General features: G+C 52.0%; 14 protein-coding genes. 9 read left to right on the top strand and 5 right to left on the bottom strand.

Annotation, left to right across the window (positions count from 1 at the left end):
* Window positions 1–57 precede the first annotated feature (57 nt).
* On the bottom strand, window positions 58–1,191 hold the full coding sequence (gene ompC / locus BZK42_RS24320) for a porin OmpC (RefSeq protein ID WP_065554417.1): 1,134 nt from the start codon (window positions 1,189–1,191) through the stop codon (window positions 58–60).
* A 368-nt stretch (window positions 1,192–1,559) separates the two neighbouring features.
* A complete protein-coding gene (nifJ, locus tag BZK42_RS24315) occupies window positions 1,560–5,084 on the bottom strand; it encodes a pyruvate:ferredoxin (flavodoxin) oxidoreductase (protein ID WP_080860655.1) in 3,525 nt (1,174 codons plus the stop codon).
* Window positions 5,085–5,358: 274 nt separating this feature from the next.
* On the opposite strand from nifJ, the gene BZK42_RS24305 reads away from it, so the two are divergent.
* Window positions 5,359–5,625, top strand: a complete 267-nt coding sequence (locus BZK42_RS24305; protein ID WP_065554419.1) for a putative hemolysin — start codon at window positions 5,359–5,361, stop codon at window positions 5,623–5,625.
* A gap of 13 nt (window positions 5,626–5,638) precedes the next feature.
* Here the strand turns inward: BZK42_RS24305 and hslJ are convergent, their stop codons facing one another.
* Complete coding sequence (hslJ, locus tag BZK42_RS24300) at window positions 5,639–6,058, bottom strand: heat shock protein HslJ (RefSeq protein WP_016153186.1); 420 nt, start codon at window positions 6,056–6,058, stop codon at window positions 5,639–5,641.
* 112 nt (window positions 6,059–6,170) lie between these two features.
* The gene (locus tag BZK42_RS24295; protein WP_003833196.1) at window positions 6,171–7,160 is read right to left on the bottom strand and encodes a 2-hydroxyacid dehydrogenase; all 990 of its coding nucleotides are present in this window, start codon (window positions 7,158–7,160) and stop codon (window positions 6,171–6,173) included.
* Window positions 7,161–7,850: 690 nt separating this feature from the next.
* Here BZK42_RS24295 and BZK42_RS24285 point away from each other — a divergent pair.
* The 4 genes from BZK42_RS24285 to BZK42_RS24270 all read left to right on the top strand — a co-directional run bounded on the left by BZK42_RS24285 (window position 7,851) and on the right by BZK42_RS24270 (window position 11,322).
* Window positions 7,851–10,490, top strand: coding sequence for a YdbH family protein (locus tag BZK42_RS24285; protein WP_080860653.1), 2,640 nt, complete (start codon window positions 7,851–7,853; stop codon window positions 10,488–10,490).
* Complete coding sequence (locus BZK42_RS24280; protein WP_016156612.1) at window positions 10,487–10,678, top strand: YnbE family lipoprotein; 192 nt, start codon at window positions 10,487–10,489, stop codon at window positions 10,676–10,678. Before BZK42_RS24285 ends, BZK42_RS24280 begins: the two co-directional genes overlap by 4 nt.
* Before the next feature lie 7 nt (window positions 10,679–10,685).
* Window positions 10,686–11,009 carry a YdbL family probable chaperone protein gene (locus BZK42_RS24275; protein ID WP_016156611.1) on the top strand — a complete coding sequence of 108 codons (324 nt, stop codon included), beginning with the start codon at window positions 10,686–10,688 and terminating at the stop codon, window positions 11,007–11,009.
* A 127-nt stretch (window positions 11,010–11,136) separates the two neighbouring features.
* On the top strand, window positions 11,137–11,322 hold the full coding sequence (locus BZK42_RS24270) for a hypothetical protein (RefSeq protein WP_080860652.1): 186 nt from the start codon (window positions 11,137–11,139) through the stop codon (window positions 11,320–11,322).
* Between the two features lie 43 nt (window positions 11,323–11,365).
* On the opposite strand, the gene azoR is transcribed toward BZK42_RS24270, so the two are convergent.
* Window positions 11,366–11,971 carry an FMN-dependent NADH-azoreductase gene (gene azoR, locus BZK42_RS24265; RefSeq protein WP_006684422.1) on the bottom strand — a complete coding sequence of 202 codons (606 nt, stop codon included), beginning with the start codon at window positions 11,969–11,971 and terminating at the stop codon, window positions 11,366–11,368.
* A gap of 201 nt (window positions 11,972–12,172) precedes the next feature.
* On the opposite strand from azoR, the gene hrpA reads away from it, so the two are divergent.
* From hrpA to cybB, 4 genes are all read left to right on the top strand, one after another.
* A complete protein-coding gene (gene hrpA, locus BZK42_RS24260) occupies window positions 12,173–16,075 on the top strand; it encodes an ATP-dependent RNA helicase HrpA (RefSeq protein WP_080860650.1) in 3,903 nt (1,300 codons plus the stop codon).
* Window positions 16,076–16,160: 85 nt separating this feature from the next.
* Complete coding sequence (locus tag BZK42_RS24255; protein ID WP_047417340.1) at window positions 16,161–16,952, top strand: YdcF family protein; 792 nt, start codon at window positions 16,161–16,163, stop codon at window positions 16,950–16,952.
* A gap of 199 nt (window positions 16,953–17,151) precedes the next feature.
* A complete protein-coding gene (gene aldA / locus BZK42_RS24250; RefSeq protein WP_080860648.1) occupies window positions 17,152–18,591 on the top strand; it encodes an aldehyde dehydrogenase in 1,440 nt (479 codons plus the stop codon).
* Window positions 18,592–18,740: 149 nt separating this feature from the next.
* On the top strand, window positions 18,741–19,271 hold the full coding sequence (gene cybB, locus BZK42_RS24245; RefSeq protein ID WP_019076843.1) for a cytochrome b561: 531 nt from the start codon (window positions 18,741–18,743) through the stop codon (window positions 19,269–19,271).
* The last annotated feature ends 157 nt before the right edge of the window (window positions 19,272–19,428 follow it).

Here is a 19,428-nt window from a genome sequence, read left to right as displayed (position 1 = left end):
ATAAAACAGAATTGTTAGAACATAAAGAGAGCCCGCTGTTGCCAGCGGGCTGACGGATTAGAACTGGTAAACCATACCCAGTGCTACTACGTCATCGGTAGAGATGTCGTTTTGGCTGTAGAAGTTTTTATCTTCATCCAGCAGGTTGATTTTGTAATCAACATAGGTGGAGAAGTTTTTGTTGAAGTAGTAAGTAGCGCCAACGGATGCATATTTCACCAGATCCTGGTCGCCATCAGATCCGTTTACACCCAGATCCTTACCTTTAGACATCAGGAAAGAAACTTCCGGACGCAGACCGAAGTCGAACTGGTATTGCGCAGTCACTTCAAAGTTCTGAGTTTTGTTGGCAATCGTATTATCACTACCGTTTGAGCCACCATAAGGGGTCATGTTGCGGGTTTCGGAGTACATGGTTGCCAGGTAGATGTTGTTCGCGTCGTATTTCAGACCGACTGTCCACGCGTCAGCTTTATCACCGCCCGCGGTAGAATTGTTAACCTGCTCGTTAGTACGGTCAGAAGAAGTGTATGCTGCACCGAAGCTTACACCCATACCCAAATCGTAGGTCGAGGAGATACCGAAGCCGTCACCGTTGGAGTTCTTCATGTTACGATCGTCGCCACCGTTATTGGTACCTTCCTGCTCTGGTGACTGATTTTCGTTCGCGCCCTGGTACTGCAACGCCACGTTCAGACCGTCAACCAGACCAAAGAAGTCGGTATTACGGTAGGTCGCCACGCCGTTCGCACGACCGGTCATGAAGTTGTCTGCTTTGGTGTAAGAGTCGCCACCGAATTCCGGCAGCATATCAGTCCAGCCTTCAACGTCGTACATTACGCCGTAGTTACGGCCGTAGTCGAATGAGCCGTAGTCGCCGACTTTAATACCTGCGAATGCCAGACGAGTCCAGGAGTCGCCTTTATCACCTTCGGTGCCGTTAGCTTGAACCTGATATTCCCACTGGCCATAACCGGTGATCATATCGTTAACCTGAGTTTCGCCTTTGAAGCCCATACGCATATAAGTCTGATCGCCATCACTGTTAGCGTCATCAGAGAAATAATGCAGGCCGTCTACTTTGCCATAGAGATCTAATTTGTTGCCGTCTTTATTATAAACTTCAGCCGCGTGAGCAGCGCCTGCAGCCAGCAGGGCAGGAATTACGAGAGCCAGTACTTTTCTGTTCATTGAAATAATCCTTTAGTTTTTTTATTAACCTGTGACTACCCATGTAGGGAGTAAAAGCATGCTAAAGGAGAAGTTCCGTAAAGGGATAACTATGAATTGTTACGCCTTAAGTAAAACCTTAAAGAAATAATTCTACGGAAATGATGATAATTATGGTGAATGTATTGGTGGTAAATATATAAAATAAAAATTATACAAGTGAATTGTGTTGGGCTATTCTGCGCGTGTTATATGCCTTTATTGTCACGTTTTATTTTTCGTTGACGTATTGATAGCTATTATTAATTAGCCAGCGAATAAATTGACAAGCCCGAACAACCGTTCGGGCTTTTTTTTTTGAGTTCCAGGTTAATACTGAGATAAACGCATTACTCGGTACCGCTCTTTTCCGCTTTTCCAGCCAACTGCGCAAGGAAGTCGTAGCGTTTTTGCAGATCGGCTGCGGCGTCTTTCCAGAGCTGTTCTGCGACTTCTGGCTGTTGGGTATTCAGGCGACGGAAGCGCTGCTCGTTAAGCAATGTTTCGGCCAGGGCGTCAGACGGTGGGCGAGAGTCCAGCGCCAGCGGCAGCTTACCTTCATCTGCTCGACGTGGATCAAAGCGGTACAGCGGCCAGAACCCGGTTGCCGTGAGCTGATGCATCTGATCATGGCTTAGTGCGAGATCGTAACCATGCTCTTCACATGGGCTATAGGCGATAATCAGCGACGGACCTGGATAGGCCTCCGCTTCCTGGATAGCTTTCACCGTCTGGTTCAACTGCGCGCCCAGAGAGATTTGTGCAACATACACGTGCCCGTACATCATCATACTGACGCCAAGATCTTTGCGAGCTTTGCGCTTGCCATGCTCACCAAATTTAGTGACGGCCCCGAGCGGCGTAGCTTTCGACGCTTGTCCGCCTGTATTGGAGTAACACTGGGTATCCAGAACCAGAATATTGACGTTCTCGGTCAGGCTCAGGACGTGATCCAGGCCACCAAAACCAATATCGTAAGCCCAGCCATCACCGCCAATCAGCCAGATAGATTTCTCGACCAGCGCATCGGCATCGGTTAACAACTGCTGTGCGCCGTCGACATCTTTCAGGTGCTGGCGCAGTGCTGCAACTTGCTCACGGCGCACCTCTGGCGTAGCTTCAGCGTGCAGGGCGTCATTCAGTTCAGCCGGAATGTTATCAGCAAACTGTTCCACTAAACGCATGACGCGTACACGGTGCTGATCCACCGTCAGGCGGAAGCCCAGCCCAAACTCGGCGTTATCCTCAAACAGGGAGTTTGCCCACGCAGGCCCGCGACCATTGGCGTCGGTGGTATAAGGCGTTGAGGGCAGGTTACCGCCATAAATTGATGAACAGCCGGTCGCATTGGCGATCAGCATGCGGTCGCCGTACAACTGCGTAAGCAATTTGATATACGGCGTTTCACCACAGCCAGAGCAGGCCCCAGAGTACTCAAACAGCGGTGTTATCAACTGCGAGGTACGAATATCAATGCGTTCCAGTTTAGTGCGATCGATTTCCGGCAGATTGAGGAAGTAGTCATAGTTAACTTTTTCTTCTTCCACGTGCTCAAGGCGCGACATCATATTGATGGCCTTGATCTCCGGGTTCTGGCGATCTTTCGCCGGGCATACTTCGACGCACAGATTACACCCGGTGCAATCCTCTGGCGCAACCTGCAGGACATATTTCTGACCGCGCATATCGCGTGATTTCACATCCAGAGAATGCAGACTGGCAGGGGCATTTTCCATCGCTTCTGGTGAAACCACTTTGGCGCGGATAGCCGAGTGCGGGCAGGCAGCTACGCAGTGGTTACACTGGGTACACAGCTCTTCTTTCCAGATGGGGATCTCTTCAGCGATATTGCGTTTTTCCCAACGCGTGGTGCCCATCGGCCAGGTGCCGTCTGGCGGCAGCGCTGAAACGGGGAGAGCATCGCCCAGACCGGCGAGCATTGCCGCGGTGACGGTTTTCACGAAATCAGGTGCGGCATCAGAAACCACCGGTGGGCGATTAGCGCTATGTGAGTCAACCGGCTGAAGCGCCACTTCGGCGACGGATTCACGCGCCAGGGCCAGCGCCTGCCAGTTACGTTCAACCAGATCCTGTCCTTTACTGCTATAGCTTTTCGCAATCGCACCCTGCAATTCAGCCAGAGCGCTGTCGCCTGGTAAGATTTGCGTCAGATGGAAGAACGCCATCTGCATAACGGTGTTAATACGTGCAGCCAGACCGCACTCGCGGGCGATTTTGGCCGCATTAATCACGTAGAAACGCGCTTTCTTCTGATTCAGAACAGCCTGAACTTCCTGCGGCAGACGTGTCCAGACTTCATCCACACTGTACGGGGTATTAAGCAGGAATATACCGCCAGGTTTCAGGCGCTCAGCCATCTGATACTTATCGATAAATTGCAACTGGTGACAACCAACAAAATCGGCTTGCGACACCAGATACGCTGAGCGAATAGGTTGTTCACTAACGCGCAGGTGAGAAACCGTCAGACCGCCTGCTTTTTTCGAGTCATAGACGAAATAACCCTGCGCATACCACGGCGTAGAGTTACCGATAATCTTGATGTTGTTTTTAGTGGCCGACACGCTACCGTCACTGCCCAGCCCGTAAAACAGCGCCTCGAGCTTCGCGGTACCGGGCAGGGTGTTTTCCGGTAACGGTAGCGACAAGTTGGTGACATCATCATAGATACCGACCGTAAAGCGAGATTTCGGCTTCGTGCTACTCAGCTCATTAAAGACCGCCATGACGCAGTCCGGGCCAAACTCTTTGGAAGAAAGGCCATAACGCCCGCCAATCACGCGCGGTAGCGTTTCTCGTTCGCCGCAGTTAAAGGCTTCCGCCAGCGCAGTCATTACATCCAGATACAACGGTTCAGCTTGCGCGCCGGGCTCTTTGGTGCGATCCAGGACGGCGATGCTCCGTACCGTTTCCGGCAGGGCGCGCAGTAAATGTCTGGCAGAGAATGGGCGGAACAGACGCACTTTCAGAACGCCTACTTTCTCGCCGCGTGCCAGCAGCTCTTCGACGACTTCTTCACTGGTTCCAATCGCCGAGCCCATCAAAATAATGACGCGTTCTGCCTGCGGGTGACCGTAGTATTCAAATGGCTGGTACTGACGGCCCGTCGCAGCAGCGAAATCGTTCATCGCCTGTTCTACGTGATCGTAAACCGCGTTGTACCACGGGTTTGTTGCTTCGCGTGACTGGAAGTAGGTGTCCGGGTTCGCAGACGTACCGCGAATAACCGGATGCTCCGGGTTGAGCGCGCGCGCGCGGTGAGCATCAATTTCTGCCTGTGGCATCAGCCCGAGGATTGTGTCATCGGCCAGCGGCACTATTTTATTAATTTCATGCGATGTGCGAAAACCATCAAAGAAATGAATAAACGGGACCCGGCTTTTCAGGGTGGCCATTTGCGAAATTAGCGCAAAGTCCTGAGCTTCCTGAACGCTGCTGGCGCATAGCATTGCGCATCCCGTCTGGCGCACCGCCATCACGTCGGAATGATCGCCAAAGATGGATAATGCGTGAGTGGCAATCGTACGCGCCGCAACGTGCAGCACAAACGGAGTCAACTGACCGGCCAGTTTGTACAGCGTCGGGATCATCAGCAACAGGCCCTGCGATGAAGTAAACGACGTAGAGAGCGCACCGGTCTGCAACGCGCCGTGAACGGTCGCTATCGCACCGCCTTCCGACTGCATTTCTACGACACGAGGGGTATCCCCCCACACGTTTTTAAGCCCGTTCCCGGCCCAGGCATCCGCCTGTTCCGCCATCGTCGAACTGGGCGTAATCGGGTAGATGGCGATAACCTCGCTGGTACGAAATGCGACCGAAGCAACCGCACCATTACCGTCAATTGTGATCATACTGACACCCTTACATTGCGCAAAAAAAGGGACACGCGTAACAGCGGCGAATCCTGTAGTTATCCTTTTAGTTTAGCAAAAGCGCTAAAGACAGATTTTCGCTTTTGTGTCCCTCGAATAAACAGAATGAATGGTTTGATCAAAGGAGCAGCCAAAAAATTGCCAGAAAATGTAAACAGTGCGCATAAATGCGCATATTGCCTCTCGACGGCGGTGTTTCCGCTGCCTATTATTTATGGCTGTGTCGTTTGGTTAATATTCAGAGGGGAGTAAGATGCGCGCAGCGTTTTGGGTAGGGTGTGCCGCGTTATTATTATCGGCTTGTAGTAGTGAACCTGTTCAGCAGGCAACCGCCGCGCATGTCGCACCGGGGATGAAGGCCGCAATGTCCAGTTTTGGAGAAGCTAATTGCGCCATGATTGGTGGTTCGCTCTCCGTTGCCCGTCAGCTGGATGGTTCAGCTATCGGAATGTGTGCGTTACCCAACGGCAAACGCTGTAGTGAGCAGTCGCTTGCCGCCGGAAGCTGTGGCAACTATTAAGCCACCGCGTTTCCTACATTAAATCCGCGAGTTTATACGTCAGCGTTTGTTCTGCTGTCGCCAGTGTTAACTGGTCAGCAGTCAGATCGACCTGTGCGCCTTGCTTAAACATGTCGCTGACGATCCCGTCGAGCGCGTTAAGCTGTGGATCGGCGCACATCATGCGGGTCATCGCCATATCTTTAACCTTCAACTCGCCGTCGGACAGTTTGCCCTGACCGTGGAATTGATTACACATCTTTCCCGATACCGTCATGTTTTCGCCAAAACTCAATTCGGGTGGGTTATTAGCGACGGTGACGGCTTTACCATTCACGCTCTGCAAAACGAAGCGGTGATGCTGCAACTGTTCGCGATTGACGGAAACTTTTCCATTGCTCACACAGCCAGCCATCAGCATGCTGAGCGCAATCAACGTGACAACTTTTTTCATTCAATTTCTCTACGTTTGTGACGGGAATACATTCAATATAATAATGATACTGAAGATTTTAGCATCGGTGATTATCTGAAAATGCCCCCCTGAATCCAGGGGAGCACAGGGATTAGAAGAGGGCGTTTGGACAGGTTTCGCCTTTGGAGATCTGTGCCAGATTCTGCAGCGTGGTCTCAGAAATGCTGGTCAATGCTTCGGCCGTCAGGAACGCCTGGTGACCGGTGAACAGCACGTTATGACAGGCCGACAGGCGGCGGAACACATCATCCTGAATCACGTCATTGGATTTATCTTCAAAGAACAGGTCGCGTTCGTTTTCATACACGTCCATACCCAGAGAACCAATTTTCTGGTTTTTCAGCGCATCGATAGCGGCTTGTGAATCGATCAATGCCCCGCGGCTGGTGTTAATAACCATCACGCCATTTTTCATTTGCTCAAAGGCTTCGTGATTGAGCAGGTGATAATTCTCCGGCGTTAACGGACAGTGCAGGGAGATGACATCTGACTCCGCGAACAGCGTTTTAAGATCGACATATTCAACGCCTAACTCTAGTGCGGCAGCGCTTGGGTAGGGATCAAACGCCAGCAGGCGCATCCCAAAACCTTTCAGGATCCGCAGTGCCGCAATCCCAATCTTACCGGTACCGATCACCCCAGCTGTTTTGCCATACATGGTAAAGCCGGTCAGCCCCTCAAGAGAGAAGTTGGCATCACGAGTACGCTGATAGGCGCGGTGAATACGGCGATTCAACGTCATCATCATGCCAATCGCATGTTCAGCGACGGCTTCCGGTGAATAGGCTGGCACACGGACGACCTGCAGGCCGAGCTCTTTTGCCGCGTCGAGATCGACGTTATTGAAGCCGGCGCAACGCAGCGCAATATATTTCACGCCATGTTTTTTCAGCTCTTCCAGAACAGGGCGGCTGCCATCGTCGTTGACGAAGATACAGACAGCTTCACAGCCATGGGCTGTTTTGGCTGTTTTCTCCGTCAGCAGAAAGTCAAAGAATTCAAGTTCAAAACCAAAAGCCTCGTTAACCTGCTGCAGATACTTCTTGTCGTACTGTTTTGTACTATAGATGGCGAGTTTCATAAGACTTTCTCCAGTGATTTTGACGTCACATTAATCCAATTCAAATTATTTTACAAAATCTAAAAAGTTATTGATAGTCATAGGCGTAATGAATAATTTCAGCGCATCTGTTGTTAGTGTGGGCAGGTTACTCAATTTCAACAACTGGATATTTTTCCGTCCAACTCAATACCCGTAATCGATGCAGGTAAAAAGCCAGCCGAATCACATCCAGACAGCTACGCTTATACAGGTAGCAAATATCGGGAGGGGTCATGTTAACTCACTCTGAAGCAAAGCGATGGGCCACCTTAATGCTTAAGGCGGCATTATGTGATGGTATGAAACCTGAGGAGATTTCCCGGCAGGTACATCTGGTCTGCGATCATCATGGTAGGGAGTGCCTCGAAGAGCTCATTGAGGAAATTCTGATAGAAGCAGGTCGTTTAGGACCTAAACATAGCGATGGAGAACTGAGGCCTCATTGAGTCTGAGTTCTTTATATTCCCGACGGCACGTGTAACAGCGTGCCATATAAAATCATGCGTTATCTAATTGAATTAACTATTATTTTATTAATTCTCGTTGATTGATAAATAGTGCATATACTTCATGGGAATTTATTCTTAATGTGGGCATATCCTGTTAAACATGCCACAATACTGGCCTAAACCGGCTTAAATTTTCGCTAAATCAGGATATTAACTACCCATGAAGGGTAAATATAAAGCCGCTCTGGCACTTCTCTTATTATTGATTCTCGTGCCGCTGACGTTGGTCATGACGCTTGGCCTGTGGGTTCCTACGCTGGTGGGCGTCTGGTTACCTGTTGGCACGCGCATCGCGCTGGATGAGAGCCCACGGCTGACACGGCATGGGCTGCATATCCCGGAACTCCGCTATCTGGTCGATGATTGCCCGCTAGCGCGCATTACTCAGGCCGATCTTTCCCATCCCAGCCGCTGGTTGCTCAATGTCGGGACAATTGAGCTGGATTCCGCTTGCCTGGCTAAATTACCGCAGACAGAAGCGTCTCCGGCAGCGCCCAAAACGCTGGCTGAATGGCAATCGATGCTGCCCAATACCTGGATTAACATCGACAAAGTTATTCTCTCCCCCTGGCAGGAGTGGCAGGGAAAACTGTCTCTCTCGCTAACGCCATCGACCCAGCAACTGCGCTACCAGGGGGAAAAAGTGAAATTCCAGGGGCGTCTGCACGGGCAAAATCTCACGGTAAATGAGCTGGATATAGCCGCGTTTGAAGGGCAACCGCCGGTAAAACTGGTCGGTGAATTTACCATGCCGCTGGTTCCTGATGGACTACCGGTGAGCGGTCATGCGGTTGCTACTCTGAGCTTGCCGCAGGAGCCCTCACTGGTGGACGCCGAACTGGAGTGGCAAGAAAACAGCGGACAACTGATCGTCATGGCGCGGGACAATGCCGATCCGTTGCTCGATCTTCCGTGGGAAATAACCCGCCAGCAATTAACCATCAGCGACGGTCGCTGGAACTGGCCTTATCAGGGATTCCCGCTCAGCGGGCGGTTGGGCATGAAAGTTGAAAACTGGCAGACCGGGCTGGAAAATGCGGTGGTGAGCGGGCGTCTGAACATACTGACCCAAGGCGATGCAGGTAAAGGAAACGCCGTATTAACGCTGGGGCCGGGTAAGCTGGGTGTGGATAGTAGCGACATGCCGTTACAGTTGATAGGCGAGGCGAAACAGGGGGACCTGATCTTCTACGCCAAATTACCCGCCAGACTCACCGGAAGCCTGAACGACCCGCAGCTGGCTTTCGAGCCAGGAGCGCTGCTGCGTTCGCGTGGACGGGTGATTGACTCGCTGGATATTGACGAAATTCGCTGGCCGCTGGCGGGCGTAAAAGTAACGCAGCGCGGCGTAGATGGCCGTCTGCAGGCTATATTGCGCGCGCATGAAAACCAGATGGGCGGTTTTGAATTGCATCTGGATGGTCTGGCAAATGATTTTCTCCCTGACGCGGGTCGCTGGCAGTGGCGGTACTGGGGCAAAGGCAGCTTTACGCCAATGCATGCGCGTTGGGACGTGGCGGGTAAGGGCGAATGGCATGACAACACCCTGAAGCTTTTTGATCTCTCCACCGGATTTGACCATCTGCAATACGGCACCATGAAGGTAGAAACCCCACGCCTGGTGATGGACGAGCCGATCGTCTGGGTACGGGATGCCAACAAACCGACTTTTAGCGGCGCGCTGTCGCTGGACGCAGGGAACACCACTTTTACCGGGGGGAGCGTGTTACCGCCGTCAACCCTGAAGTTCAGCGTGGAAGGCACCGACCCGACGATTTTCCAGTTTAAAGGCCAGCTTCACGCGGGCGCGATAGGTCCAGTACAGGTAAATGGACGTTGGGACGGGATCCGCCTGCGCGGACAGGCCTGGTGGCCAAAACAATCGCTCACCGTATTCCAACCTCTCATCCCACCAGACTGGAAAATGAAGCTACGTGAAGGTGAACTGTATGCGCAGGTTGCGTTTTCGGCTGCCCCGGAACAGGGCTTTGAAGCGGGCGGCCATGGGGTATTAAAAGGCGGTAGCGCCTGGATGCCCGATAACCAAATTAATGGCGTCGATTTTGTGTTGCCTTTCCGGTTTAGTGAAGGCGCATGGCAACTGGGTACGCGTGGACCTATTTCACTGCGTATTGCGGAAGTGGTGAATCAGGTGACGGTGAAAAATATCGCCGCCGATCTACAGGGGGCGTATCCCTGGAGTGAAGACAATCCGTTACTGTTAAGCGATGTCAGCGCCGAACTGCTGGGGGGCAAAGTCATCATGCAACAACTGCGGATGCCGCAGCACGATCCGGCATTATTACGGGTGCAAAATATCTCTTCCAGCGAGCTTATCAGCGCGGTTAATCCCAAGCAATTCGCCATGTCTGGCCCGGTCAGCGGTGCGTTGCCGTTATGGCTGGATAACGAAAAGTGGATCATTAAAGACGGCTGGCTGACCAACCCGGGGCCTATGACGCTGCGTATTGATAAAGACACGGCGGATGCCGTCGTCAAAGATAATATGGCAGCCGGTGCAGCCATTAACTGGCTGCGTTATATGGAAATAAGCCATTCCTGGACGAAAATAAATTTGGATAATCTCGGTGTCTTAACCATGCAGGCAACCGTAACTGGCAATAGCCGGGTGGATGGCAAAGTGGGGACGGTTAATTTGAATTACACCCATGAGGAAAACGTCTTTACGCTATGGCGTAGTTTGCGTTTTGGCGACAATTTACAGGCATGGCTTGAACAAAATGCAGCGCTGCCAGAATCCCATTGCCCGGAAGGCAAGGAATGTGAGGAACAACAATGAAAACGATAGCTGCCATGCTGGGTCTGCTGGCTTCATCTCTGCTGATCGGGTGCACACCCAGAATCGAAGTGGCTGCGCCTAAAGAGCCGATCACTATTAATATGAACGTCAAAATCGAGCATGAGATCCATATCAAAGTCGATAAAGACGTTGAGAGCTTATTAAAATCGCGCAGCGATTTGTTCTGAGGTCACGATGAAAAAACAGCTTGCAGTGATCCTGGTGGCATTGAGTTTATTCAGTGGCAATGGGTGGGCATTGACCTTGAATGAAGCCAGATCCCAGGGGCGGGTGGGCGAAACGCTTAATGGTTATCTGGTGGCATTGCAAACCGACGCCGAAACGCAGGCGCTGGTGAGTGAGATTAATAAAGCACGCAGCGCCAGCTATCAGCAACTGGCTGAGAGCAATAACATTCCTCCAGATGAAGTGGCGAAAATGGCCGGACAAAAGCTGGTCGCTCGGGCTAAACCGGGGGAGTACGTCCAGGGCATCAATGGTAAGTGGTTGAGAAAATAATAAATCTTCTCTGCACACAACCAGAGAGGCACGACGCTGACTTATTCATCGACATCGCAATAGTTGCCACACTGCATCAAACTGAGGCTGATATAGTTCAACACCGGTCGCGTTGCGGAGTGAAATCATGTGGCTTTTCAAGTGGTATGTCTGGAATCGTTGGATATTCAAGCTGTTAAGCTGGGATGTTGCCGAGCCAGAACAATTTTTGCTGCATTGCTGGGAAGAGAATCTGGCGAAGTGCAGAGATTATGCAACCATCTGGTGGGATATTAACCGCATTCACGGCAAACAGGTGCAGGTAAAGAAGTAAATGCTGGAGAAACCCTCTCACCGGATGGTGAGAGGGTGAATTATCAGGCAGCGACGACGCTGTCGATAGCGGCTTTCGCATCGGACTGCGCTTTGGACGCCACTTCCGGGCCGTACGCAATGCCTTCAGCAAAGACGACGTTCACGTCGGTGATGCCGATAAAGCCCAGGAATACGTTCAGATACGGCGTGATCAGGTCGGTCGGCGTATCTTTATGGATACCACCACGGCTGGTCAACACGACTGCGCGTTTACCCGTCACCAGACCTTCCGGACCTTTCTCGGTATAACGGAAAGTCACACCTGCACGGGCAATCAGATCGAAATAGTTTTTCAGCTGGGTTGGGATGTTGAAGTTATACATCGGCGCGGCGATAACAATCACATCATGCGCTTTCAGCTCAGCAATCAGCTCATCGGACAACGCCAGCGCTTCCTGCTGACGCGGTGTCAGCGGTGCATCGCTCGGGCGCAGCGCACCCACCAGTTCGCCATCCAGTACCGGAACAGGATTTGCAGCCAGGTCACGGACGGTGATTTCATCAGCGGAGTGCTTTTCACGCCACTGTTCAACAAAATAATCAGACAACTGACCAGACTGAGAGTACCCTGCCAGAATACTGGATTTAAGAACTAATACCTTGCTCATGGGTGTTTCCTTTTATGTGTTTGAAGGGGGAGTGCCCCGTTGCTTGTTGACACTTTATTCACAATCCTGTCGCAGTGATAGCGCAATATATCGAATCCTATGTTCGAAATTATTGAACAACACATGAAAAGCGCTGATGTGGTACTCTATACCTATCATCTAAAAGAGATTTAACCCGGCAGAGCACTGCCTTTTAACGCTATGACAGAACAACAAAAATTAACCTTCAACATGTTGCAGCAACAGCTGGATTCACTGATGCTGCGTGACAGACAGCGTTTTGCCCGCCGCCTGCAGGGCGTGAAGAAGGTTAAAAATCCTGATGCACAACAGGCCATTTACCAGGAGATGGCAAAAGAGATTGATCACGCTGCAGGTAAAGTTGTGCTGCGTGAAGCCGCGCGTCCGGTCATCAGATACCCGGAAAACCTGCCCGTCAGTCAGAAAAAACAGGATATTCTGGAAGCGATCCGCGATAACCAGGTGGTGATTGTCGCCGGGGAAACGGGGTCAGGGAAAACCACTCAGTTACCCAAAATCTGTATGGAGCTCGGGCGCGGGGTAAAAGGGCTGATCGGCCATACCCAGCCGCGTCGTCTGGCGGCGCGTACCGTGGCGAACCGTATTGCAGAAGAGCTGGAAACCGAGCCGGGCGGTTGTATCGGTTATAAAGTCCGTTTTAGCGATCATGTCAGCGACAACACCATGGTTAAGCTGATGACGGACGGTATCCTGCTGGCGGAAATCCAGCAGGATCGGCTGCTGATGCAGTACGACACTATCATCATCGATGAAGCGCATGAGCGCAGCCTGAATATCGATTTTCTGCTCGGCTATCTGAAAGAGCTTCTGCCGCGCCGTCCGGATCTAAAAATTATCATCACTTCGGCGACCATCGATCCGGAGCGTTTTTCAAAGCATTTCAATAATGCACCGATTATCGAAGTCTCTGGTCGAACCTATCCGGTGGAAGTTCGCTATCGTCCAATTGTTGAAGACGCAGATGACACCGAGCGTGACCAATTGCAGGCAATTTTTGATGCCGTAGATGAGTTAGGCCGTGAAAGTCAGGGCGACATTTTGATCTTCATGAGCGGCGAGCGCGAAATCCGCGATACCGCCGATGCGCTGAATAAGCTGGATTTGCGCCATACCGAAGTGCTACCGCTGTATGCGCGTCTTTCCAACAGCGAGCAGAACCGTGTGTTCCAGTCGCACAGCGGTCGCCGTATCGTGCTGGCGACCAACGTGGCGGAAACCTCGCTGACCGTTCCGGGGATCAAGTATGTGATTGATCCGGGTACTGCGCGTATCAGCCGTTACAGTTACCGCACCAAAGTTCAGCGCTTGCCGATTGAACCGGTGTCGCAGGCCTCTGCCAACCAGCGTAAAGGCCGTTGCGGTCGTGTTTCGGAGGGGATCTGTATTCGTCTGTATTCTGAAGACGATTTCCTGTCGCGCCCGGAGTTTACCGACCCGGAGATCCTGCGTACCAACCTGGCGTCCGTTATTTTGCAGATGACCGCCTTGGGGCTGGGCGATATCGCGGCGTTTCCGTTTGTTGAAGCGCCGGATAAACGTAACATTCAGGACGGTGTACGCCTGCTCGAAGAACTGGGGGCGATAACCACCGACGAACAGGCAACCGCTTACAAACTGACGCCATTGGGCCGTCAGCTCTCGCAATTGCCGGTGGATCCACGTCTGGCGCGCATGGTGCTGGAAGCGCAAAAACATGGCTGCGTACGTGAGGCGATGATTATCACCTCGGCGCTGTCTATTCAGGATCCGCGCGAGCGCCCGATGGACAAGCAGCAGGCCTCCGACGAGAAGCATCGCCGTTTCCACGACAAAGAGTCTGATTTCCTCGCATTTGTGAATCTGTGGAACTATCTCGGCGAGCAGCAGAAAGCGCTGTCGTCAAACCAGTTCCGTCGTCAGTGCAAACTTGATTTTCTGAACTACCTGCGCGTGCGTGAATGGCAGGATATCTACACGCAACTGCGTCAGGTGGTGAAAGAGTTAGGGATTCCTGTTAACAGCGAACCCGCTGAATACAGAGAGATCCACGTCGCGTTGCTGACCGGTTTACTGTCACATATCGGGATGAAAGATGCCGATAAACAGGAATTTACCGGGGCGCGTAACGCTCGCTTCTCGATCTTCCCAGGCTCTGGTCTATTTAAAAAACCGCCGAAGTGGACGATGGTAGCGGAGCTGGTGGAAACCAGCCGCCTGTGGGGACGTATTGCTGCACGCATCGATCCTGAGTGGGTCGAACCGGTTGCCCAGCATCTGATCAAACGTTCATACAGTGAACCGCACTGGGAACGTGCGCAGGGCGCAGTGATGGCAACAGAAAAGGTTACCGTCTACGGTTTACCGATTGTTGCAGCTCGTAAGGTGAACTACAGCCAGATCGATCCCGCGTTGTCGCGTGAACTGTTCATCCGCCATGCTCTGGTGGAAGGCGACTGGCAAACGCGCCATGCGTTTTTCCGTGACAATTTGAAGTTACGCGCAGAGGTGGAAGAGTTAGAGCACAAATCGCGCCGTCGCGACATTCTGGTTGATGATGAGACGCTATTTGAGTTTTACGACCAACGCATCAGCCATGATGTAGTCTCCGCGCGTCACTTTGACAGCTGGTGGAAAAAGATCAGCCGTGAAACGCCGGATCTGCTCAACTTTGAAAAGAGCATGCTCATCAAAGAGGGTGCGGAAAAAATCAGTAAGCTGGATTACCCGAACTTCTGGCATCAGGGCAATCTCAAACTACGGTTAAGTTACCAGTTCGAACCCGGAGCCGATGCGGACGGTGTGACCGTACATATTCCGCTCCCGCTGCTCAATCAGATCGAAGAGAGCGGTTTTGAATGGCAAATTCCGGGGCTGCGCCGTGAACTGGTTATCGCCCTGATTAAGTCTCTGCCGAAACCGGTACGACGCAACTTTGTGCCCGCGCCGAACTATGCGGAAGCGTTTTTAGGCCGCGTCACGCCGCTGGAACTGCCGCTGCTGGACTCGCTGGAGCGTGAACTGCGCCGCATGACCGGCGTGACCGTTGACCGTGAAGACTGGCATTGGGATCAGGTGCCCGATCACCTAAAAATCACCTTCCGGGTAGTGGATGATAAGAACAAAAAGCTGCAGGAAGGACGTTCGCTACAGGATCTGAAAGACGCACTGAAGGGTAAAGTGCAGGAAACATTGTCTGCGGTGGCGGATGACGGTATCGAACAGAGCGGGTTGCACATCTGGAGCTTCGGTCAGCTTCCGGAGAGTTACGAGCAAAAACGCGGTAACTATAAGGTAAAAGCCTGGCCAGCGCTGGTGGATGAGCGTGACAGCGTTGCCATCAAACTGTTTGATAACCCGCTGGAGCAACAGCAGGCGATGTGGTGCGGTTTACGCCGCCTGTTGTTGCTGAATATTCCTTCACCAATCAAATATTTGCATGAAAAACTGCCCAACAAAGCCAAGCTGGGGCTGTATTTTAACCCGTACGGTAAAGTGCTGGATTTGATTGACGACTGTATATCCTGTGGTGTGGATCAACTGATCGACGCCAACGGTGGTCCGGTGTGGACCGAAGAAGGCTTTGCGGCGCTGCATGAAAAAGTGCGGGCTGAACTGAACGATACGGTGGTGGATATTGCTAAGCAGGTCGAACAAATTCTGACCGCAGTGTTTAATATCAACAAACGTCTGAAAGGGCGCGTGGATATGACCATGGCGCTGGGGCTTGCGGATATCAAATCGCAGATGGGCGGGCTGGTGTACCGTGGATTTGTTACCGGCAATGGTTTCAAGCGTCTGGGCGATACGCTGCGTTATTTGCAGGCTATCGAAAAGCGTCTGGAAAAACTGGCCATCGACCCGCATCGTGACCGTGCGCAGATGCTGAAAGTGGATAGCGTGCAGCAAGCCTGGCAGCAGTGGTTCAATAAACTGCCTCCCGCTCGCCGTGAAGATGACGATGTCAAAGAGATCCGCTGGATGATAGAAGAGCTGCGCGTCAGCTATTTTGCCCAGCAGCTTGGTACGCCGTATCCGATTTCCGATAAACGTATTTTGCAGGCGATGGAGCAGATTTCGGGATAAATCGGTACCAGACAGCATACCGGGTAAGGTGACGTCACCGCCCGGTATGCAACCCGATAAAGTATTAAGATCAGGAGTCATGAGTATGAGCCAGTTTCCGACACTTTCCGCAACCACGCTTGCGGCGATCAATACCGTAGGGCGATGGTTGGCGCAGAATGATTTTACGGGGAATATCACCGTTCAGTCAGATTGCGTGATTCTGGCAGGGAACGCGGTTATTCCGACCATCGACGCCGCCTGCCGGATCGCGAAAGAGCAACAGGTTCCCTTGTTGATTAGCGGTGGCATCGGTCACTCCACACGATTTCTGTATGACGCGATTGCAGAGCATCCTCGTTACAACATCATTCGTACCACCGGGCGCGCGGAAGCGGCGATCCTTGCCGATATCGCACATCAGTTCTGGCAAATCCCAGGTGAGAAGATTTGGGTGGAAGACCAGTCAACAAACTGCGGTGAGAATGCCCGTTTTAGCTGTGCATTATTGAATCAGGCGACGGAAAGTATTCATACCGTCATTGTGGTACAGGATCCCACTATGCAACGTCGCACGATGGCAACCTTTCAGCGCGTAACCCGCGATGAGCCGCATGCGCCGCGCTGGTTGAGTTTCCCTGGATTCATCCCTGAGCTGGCCCAACAGCAAGACGGCGTGGATTTTGTGCCAGCAGCAGAAGGTTTGTGGTCAGTGGATCGCTATCTGTCTCTCATAACCGGTGAGCTTCCTCGCCTGCGTGATGATGCCACCGGTTATGGGCCGTGCGGCCGCGATTTTATCGCCCATGTTGATATTCCTCAGAACGTTGAGCAAGCCTGGCAGCAGTTGCAAAATGACATCGTGCTGACTGACTTACTGGAGAGCCGCTCTCTGTAATTCCTGTTGCCCGTTTGTCGGCGTTTTGCGGCAAACGGGCAAAAATCACATCTGTTTTTTCCCTTCATCATCACTTTGCCAGACGCTTTTATGAAGCCGCTCACAGAACAGCCACTCCAGCCATAATACGACCTGCATGATTGATATTAATTAACAATAGTTTTACTTGTTAAAAACAAATCAATCACAGGAGAGCCGCATGTCAGTACCCGTACAACATCCTATGTATATCGATGGGCAGTTTGTGACCTGGCACGATGATGCCTGGATTGATGTCGTCAATCCTGCCACGGAAGAGGTGATCTCACGTATTCCCGATGGACGTGCCGAGGATGCGTGTAAAGCGATCGATGCTGCACAGCGCGCTCAGCCGCAATGGGAAGTGCTGCCTGCCATTGAACGGGCGAACTGGTTACGCAAAATTTCTGCGGGTATCCGTCAGCGAGCCAGTGAAATCAGCGCCCTGATTGTGGCGGAGGGGGGAAAAATACAGCAACTGGCTGAGGTCGAAGTCTCGTTTACCGCCGACTATATCGATTATATGGCGGAGTGGGCGCGTCGCTATGAAGGCGAGATCCTGCAAAGCGATCGTCCGGGCGAGAATATTCTGCTGTTTAAGCGCGCTTTGGGCGTGACTACGGGCATTCTGCCGTGGAACTTTCCATTTTTCCTGATTGCCCGCAAACTGGCTCCCGCACTGTTGACGGGTAATACCATTGTCATTAAGCCGAGTGAATTTACACCGAATAACGCCATCGCCTTTGCCAAAATTGTTGATGATATTGGCTTGCCGCGCGGCGTATTTAATCTGGTACTGGGACGTGGTGAAACGGTCGGTCAGGCGCTAGCCGCAAACCCGAAGGTGGCCATGGTGAGCATGACCGGTAGCGTCGGGGCGGGTGAGAAAATTATGGCTGCGGCGGCTAAAAATATCACCAAAGTTTGTCTGGAGTTGGGCGGCAAGGCCCCGGCTATCGTGATGGATGATGCCGATCTTGAACTGGCCGTAAAGGCAATTGTTGACTCGCGGGTGATCAACACCGGACAGGTATGCAACTGTGCCGAGCGCGTGTACGTTCAGAAAGGTATTTATGACCAATTCGTCAATCGTCTGGGTGAGGCGATGAAAGCCGTGCAGTTTGGTAATCCGGCTGAGCGCAATGATATTGCGATGGGGCCGCTGATTAACGCCGCTGCGCTGGAGCGTGTAGAGCAGAAAGTTGCACGAGCGGTGCAGGAAGGCGCCAGAGTGGTGCTGGGCGGTAAGGCCGTTTCCGGCAAAGGGTATTACTATCCACCGACGTTACTGTTAGACGTGCGCCAGGAGATGGCGATTATGCACGAGGAGACGTTTGGTCCGGTGCTGCCGGTGGTAGCGTTTGATACGCTGGAACAGGCGCTGACAATGGCCAATGACAGCGATTACGGTCTGACCTCATCGATCTATACGCAGAATCTGAATACGGCGATGAAAGCGATTAAAGGGCTGAAGTTTGGCGAAACCTATATTAATCGTGAAAACTTCGAGGCGATGCAGGGCTTTCATGCTGGCTGGCGCAAGTCCGGGATTGGCGGAGCTGACGGTAAACACGGTCTGAACGAATATCTGCAAACGCAGGTGGTGTATCTGCAGTCCTAAGTTTTCGCCGGGTGAGCCTGTACGCCACCCGGCGCAATTCTCACACTTTGCTGGCGATCCATAAGAATAAGCCGGGTGAGCAAAAGTTAATGAATTTTTAACAAAAGCCCGTTATGGTGACGCATTATTGTTTTTATTCAGGAAGTGTTATGGGGAATAAGTATTCTGGCCTGCAAATTGGCATTCACTGGCTGGTCTTTTTGTTGGTCATTGTGGCCTACAGCGCTATGGAGTTTCGCGGATTTTTCCCGCGCAGCTATCGTCCCTTATTTAACATGGTGCACGTATCCTGTGGCATCACTATTTTAACGCTGATGGTGGCGCGTCTGCTGGTCAGGCTAAAATATCCGGCACCGCCGATTGTGCCAAAACCGAAGCCGATGATGACCGGAATGGCGCATCTGGGGCATCTGGTTATTTATCTGCTGTTTATTGTTCTGCCGATTATTGGACTGGTGATGATGTACAACCGGGGTAACCCGTGGATTGCATTCGGCATCGTTATGCCGCATGCGGCAGAGGCCAATTTTGATGTAGTGGATATGCTGAAGTCCTGGCACGTGACGCTGGCAAATCTGGGCTATTTTGTTATTGCTCTGCATGCCGCTGCGGCCCTGATGCACCACTATTTCTGGAAGGACAATACGCTGCTGCGCATGATGCCGCGAAAACGCTCCTGATGTAATGCCCCGCAAATGCGGGGTATTTTTTTGTGCACAGAAAACCCCCAGCTAGGCTGGGGGTTCCGGAAAGCTTTCAGCTTTGGGCCAGTTATTAAAACCCCTTTTGATTTGTTAAAACACATTGCGGTCTGGCAACTGCAAATGTTTAACAAGA

Origin of the sequence: Citrobacter braakii (genome assembly GCF_002075345.1) — a bacterium.
Lineage (GTDB): Bacteria > Pseudomonadota > Gammaproteobacteria > Enterobacterales > Enterobacteriaceae > Citrobacter > Citrobacter braakii.
Note: the sequence above shows the minus strand (reverse complement) of the source record. Positions and strands in the feature narration are given on the sequence as shown.

What these genes read in the sequence shown, in the direction of transcription:
- aldA (WP_080860648.1), top strand. Translation starts at nt 17,152, where the DNA reads ATGTCAGTACCCGTACAACATCCTATGTATATCGATGGGCAGTTTGTG.
- azoR (WP_006684422.1), bottom strand. Translation starts at nt 11,971, where the DNA reads ATGAGCAAGGTATTAGTTCTTAAATCCAGTATTCTGGCAGGGTACTCT.
- nifJ (WP_080860655.1), bottom strand. Translation starts at nt 5,084, where the DNA reads ATGATCACAATTGACGGTAATGGTGCGGTTGCTTCGGTCGCATTTCGT.
- hrpA (WP_080860650.1), top strand. Translation starts at nt 12,173, where the DNA reads ATGACAGAACAACAAAAATTAACCTTCAACATGTTGCAGCAACAGCTG.
- ompC (WP_065554417.1), bottom strand. Translation starts at nt 1,191, where the DNA reads ATGAACAGAAAAGTACTGGCTCTCGTAATTCCTGCCCTGCTGGCTGCA.
- hslJ (WP_016153186.1), bottom strand. Translation starts at nt 6,058, where the DNA reads ATGAAAAAAGTTGTCACGTTGATTGCGCTCAGCATGCTGATGGCTGGC.
- BZK42_RS24305 (WP_065554419.1), top strand. Translation starts at nt 5,359, where the DNA reads ATGCGCGCAGCGTTTTGGGTAGGGTGTGCCGCGTTATTATTATCGGCT.
- BZK42_RS24295 (WP_003833196.1), bottom strand. Translation starts at nt 7,160, where the DNA reads ATGAAACTCGCCATCTATAGTACAAAACAGTACGACAAGAAGTATCTG.
- BZK42_RS24255 (WP_047417340.1), top strand. Translation starts at nt 16,161, where the DNA reads ATGAGCCAGTTTCCGACACTTTCCGCAACCACGCTTGCGGCGATCAAT.
- cybB (WP_019076843.1), top strand. Translation starts at nt 18,741, where the DNA reads ATGGGGAATAAGTATTCTGGCCTGCAAATTGGCATTCACTGGCTGGTC.
- BZK42_RS24280 (WP_016156612.1), top strand. Translation starts at nt 10,487, where the DNA reads ATGAAAACGATAGCTGCCATGCTGGGTCTGCTGGCTTCATCTCTGCTG.
- BZK42_RS24270 (WP_080860652.1), top strand. Translation starts at nt 11,137, where the DNA reads ATGTGGCTTTTCAAGTGGTATGTCTGGAATCGTTGGATATTCAAGCTG.
- BZK42_RS24275 (WP_016156611.1), top strand. Translation starts at nt 10,686, where the DNA reads ATGAAAAAACAGCTTGCAGTGATCCTGGTGGCATTGAGTTTATTCAGT.
- BZK42_RS24285 (WP_080860653.1), top strand. Translation starts at nt 7,851, where the DNA reads ATGAAGGGTAAATATAAAGCCGCTCTGGCACTTCTCTTATTATTGATT.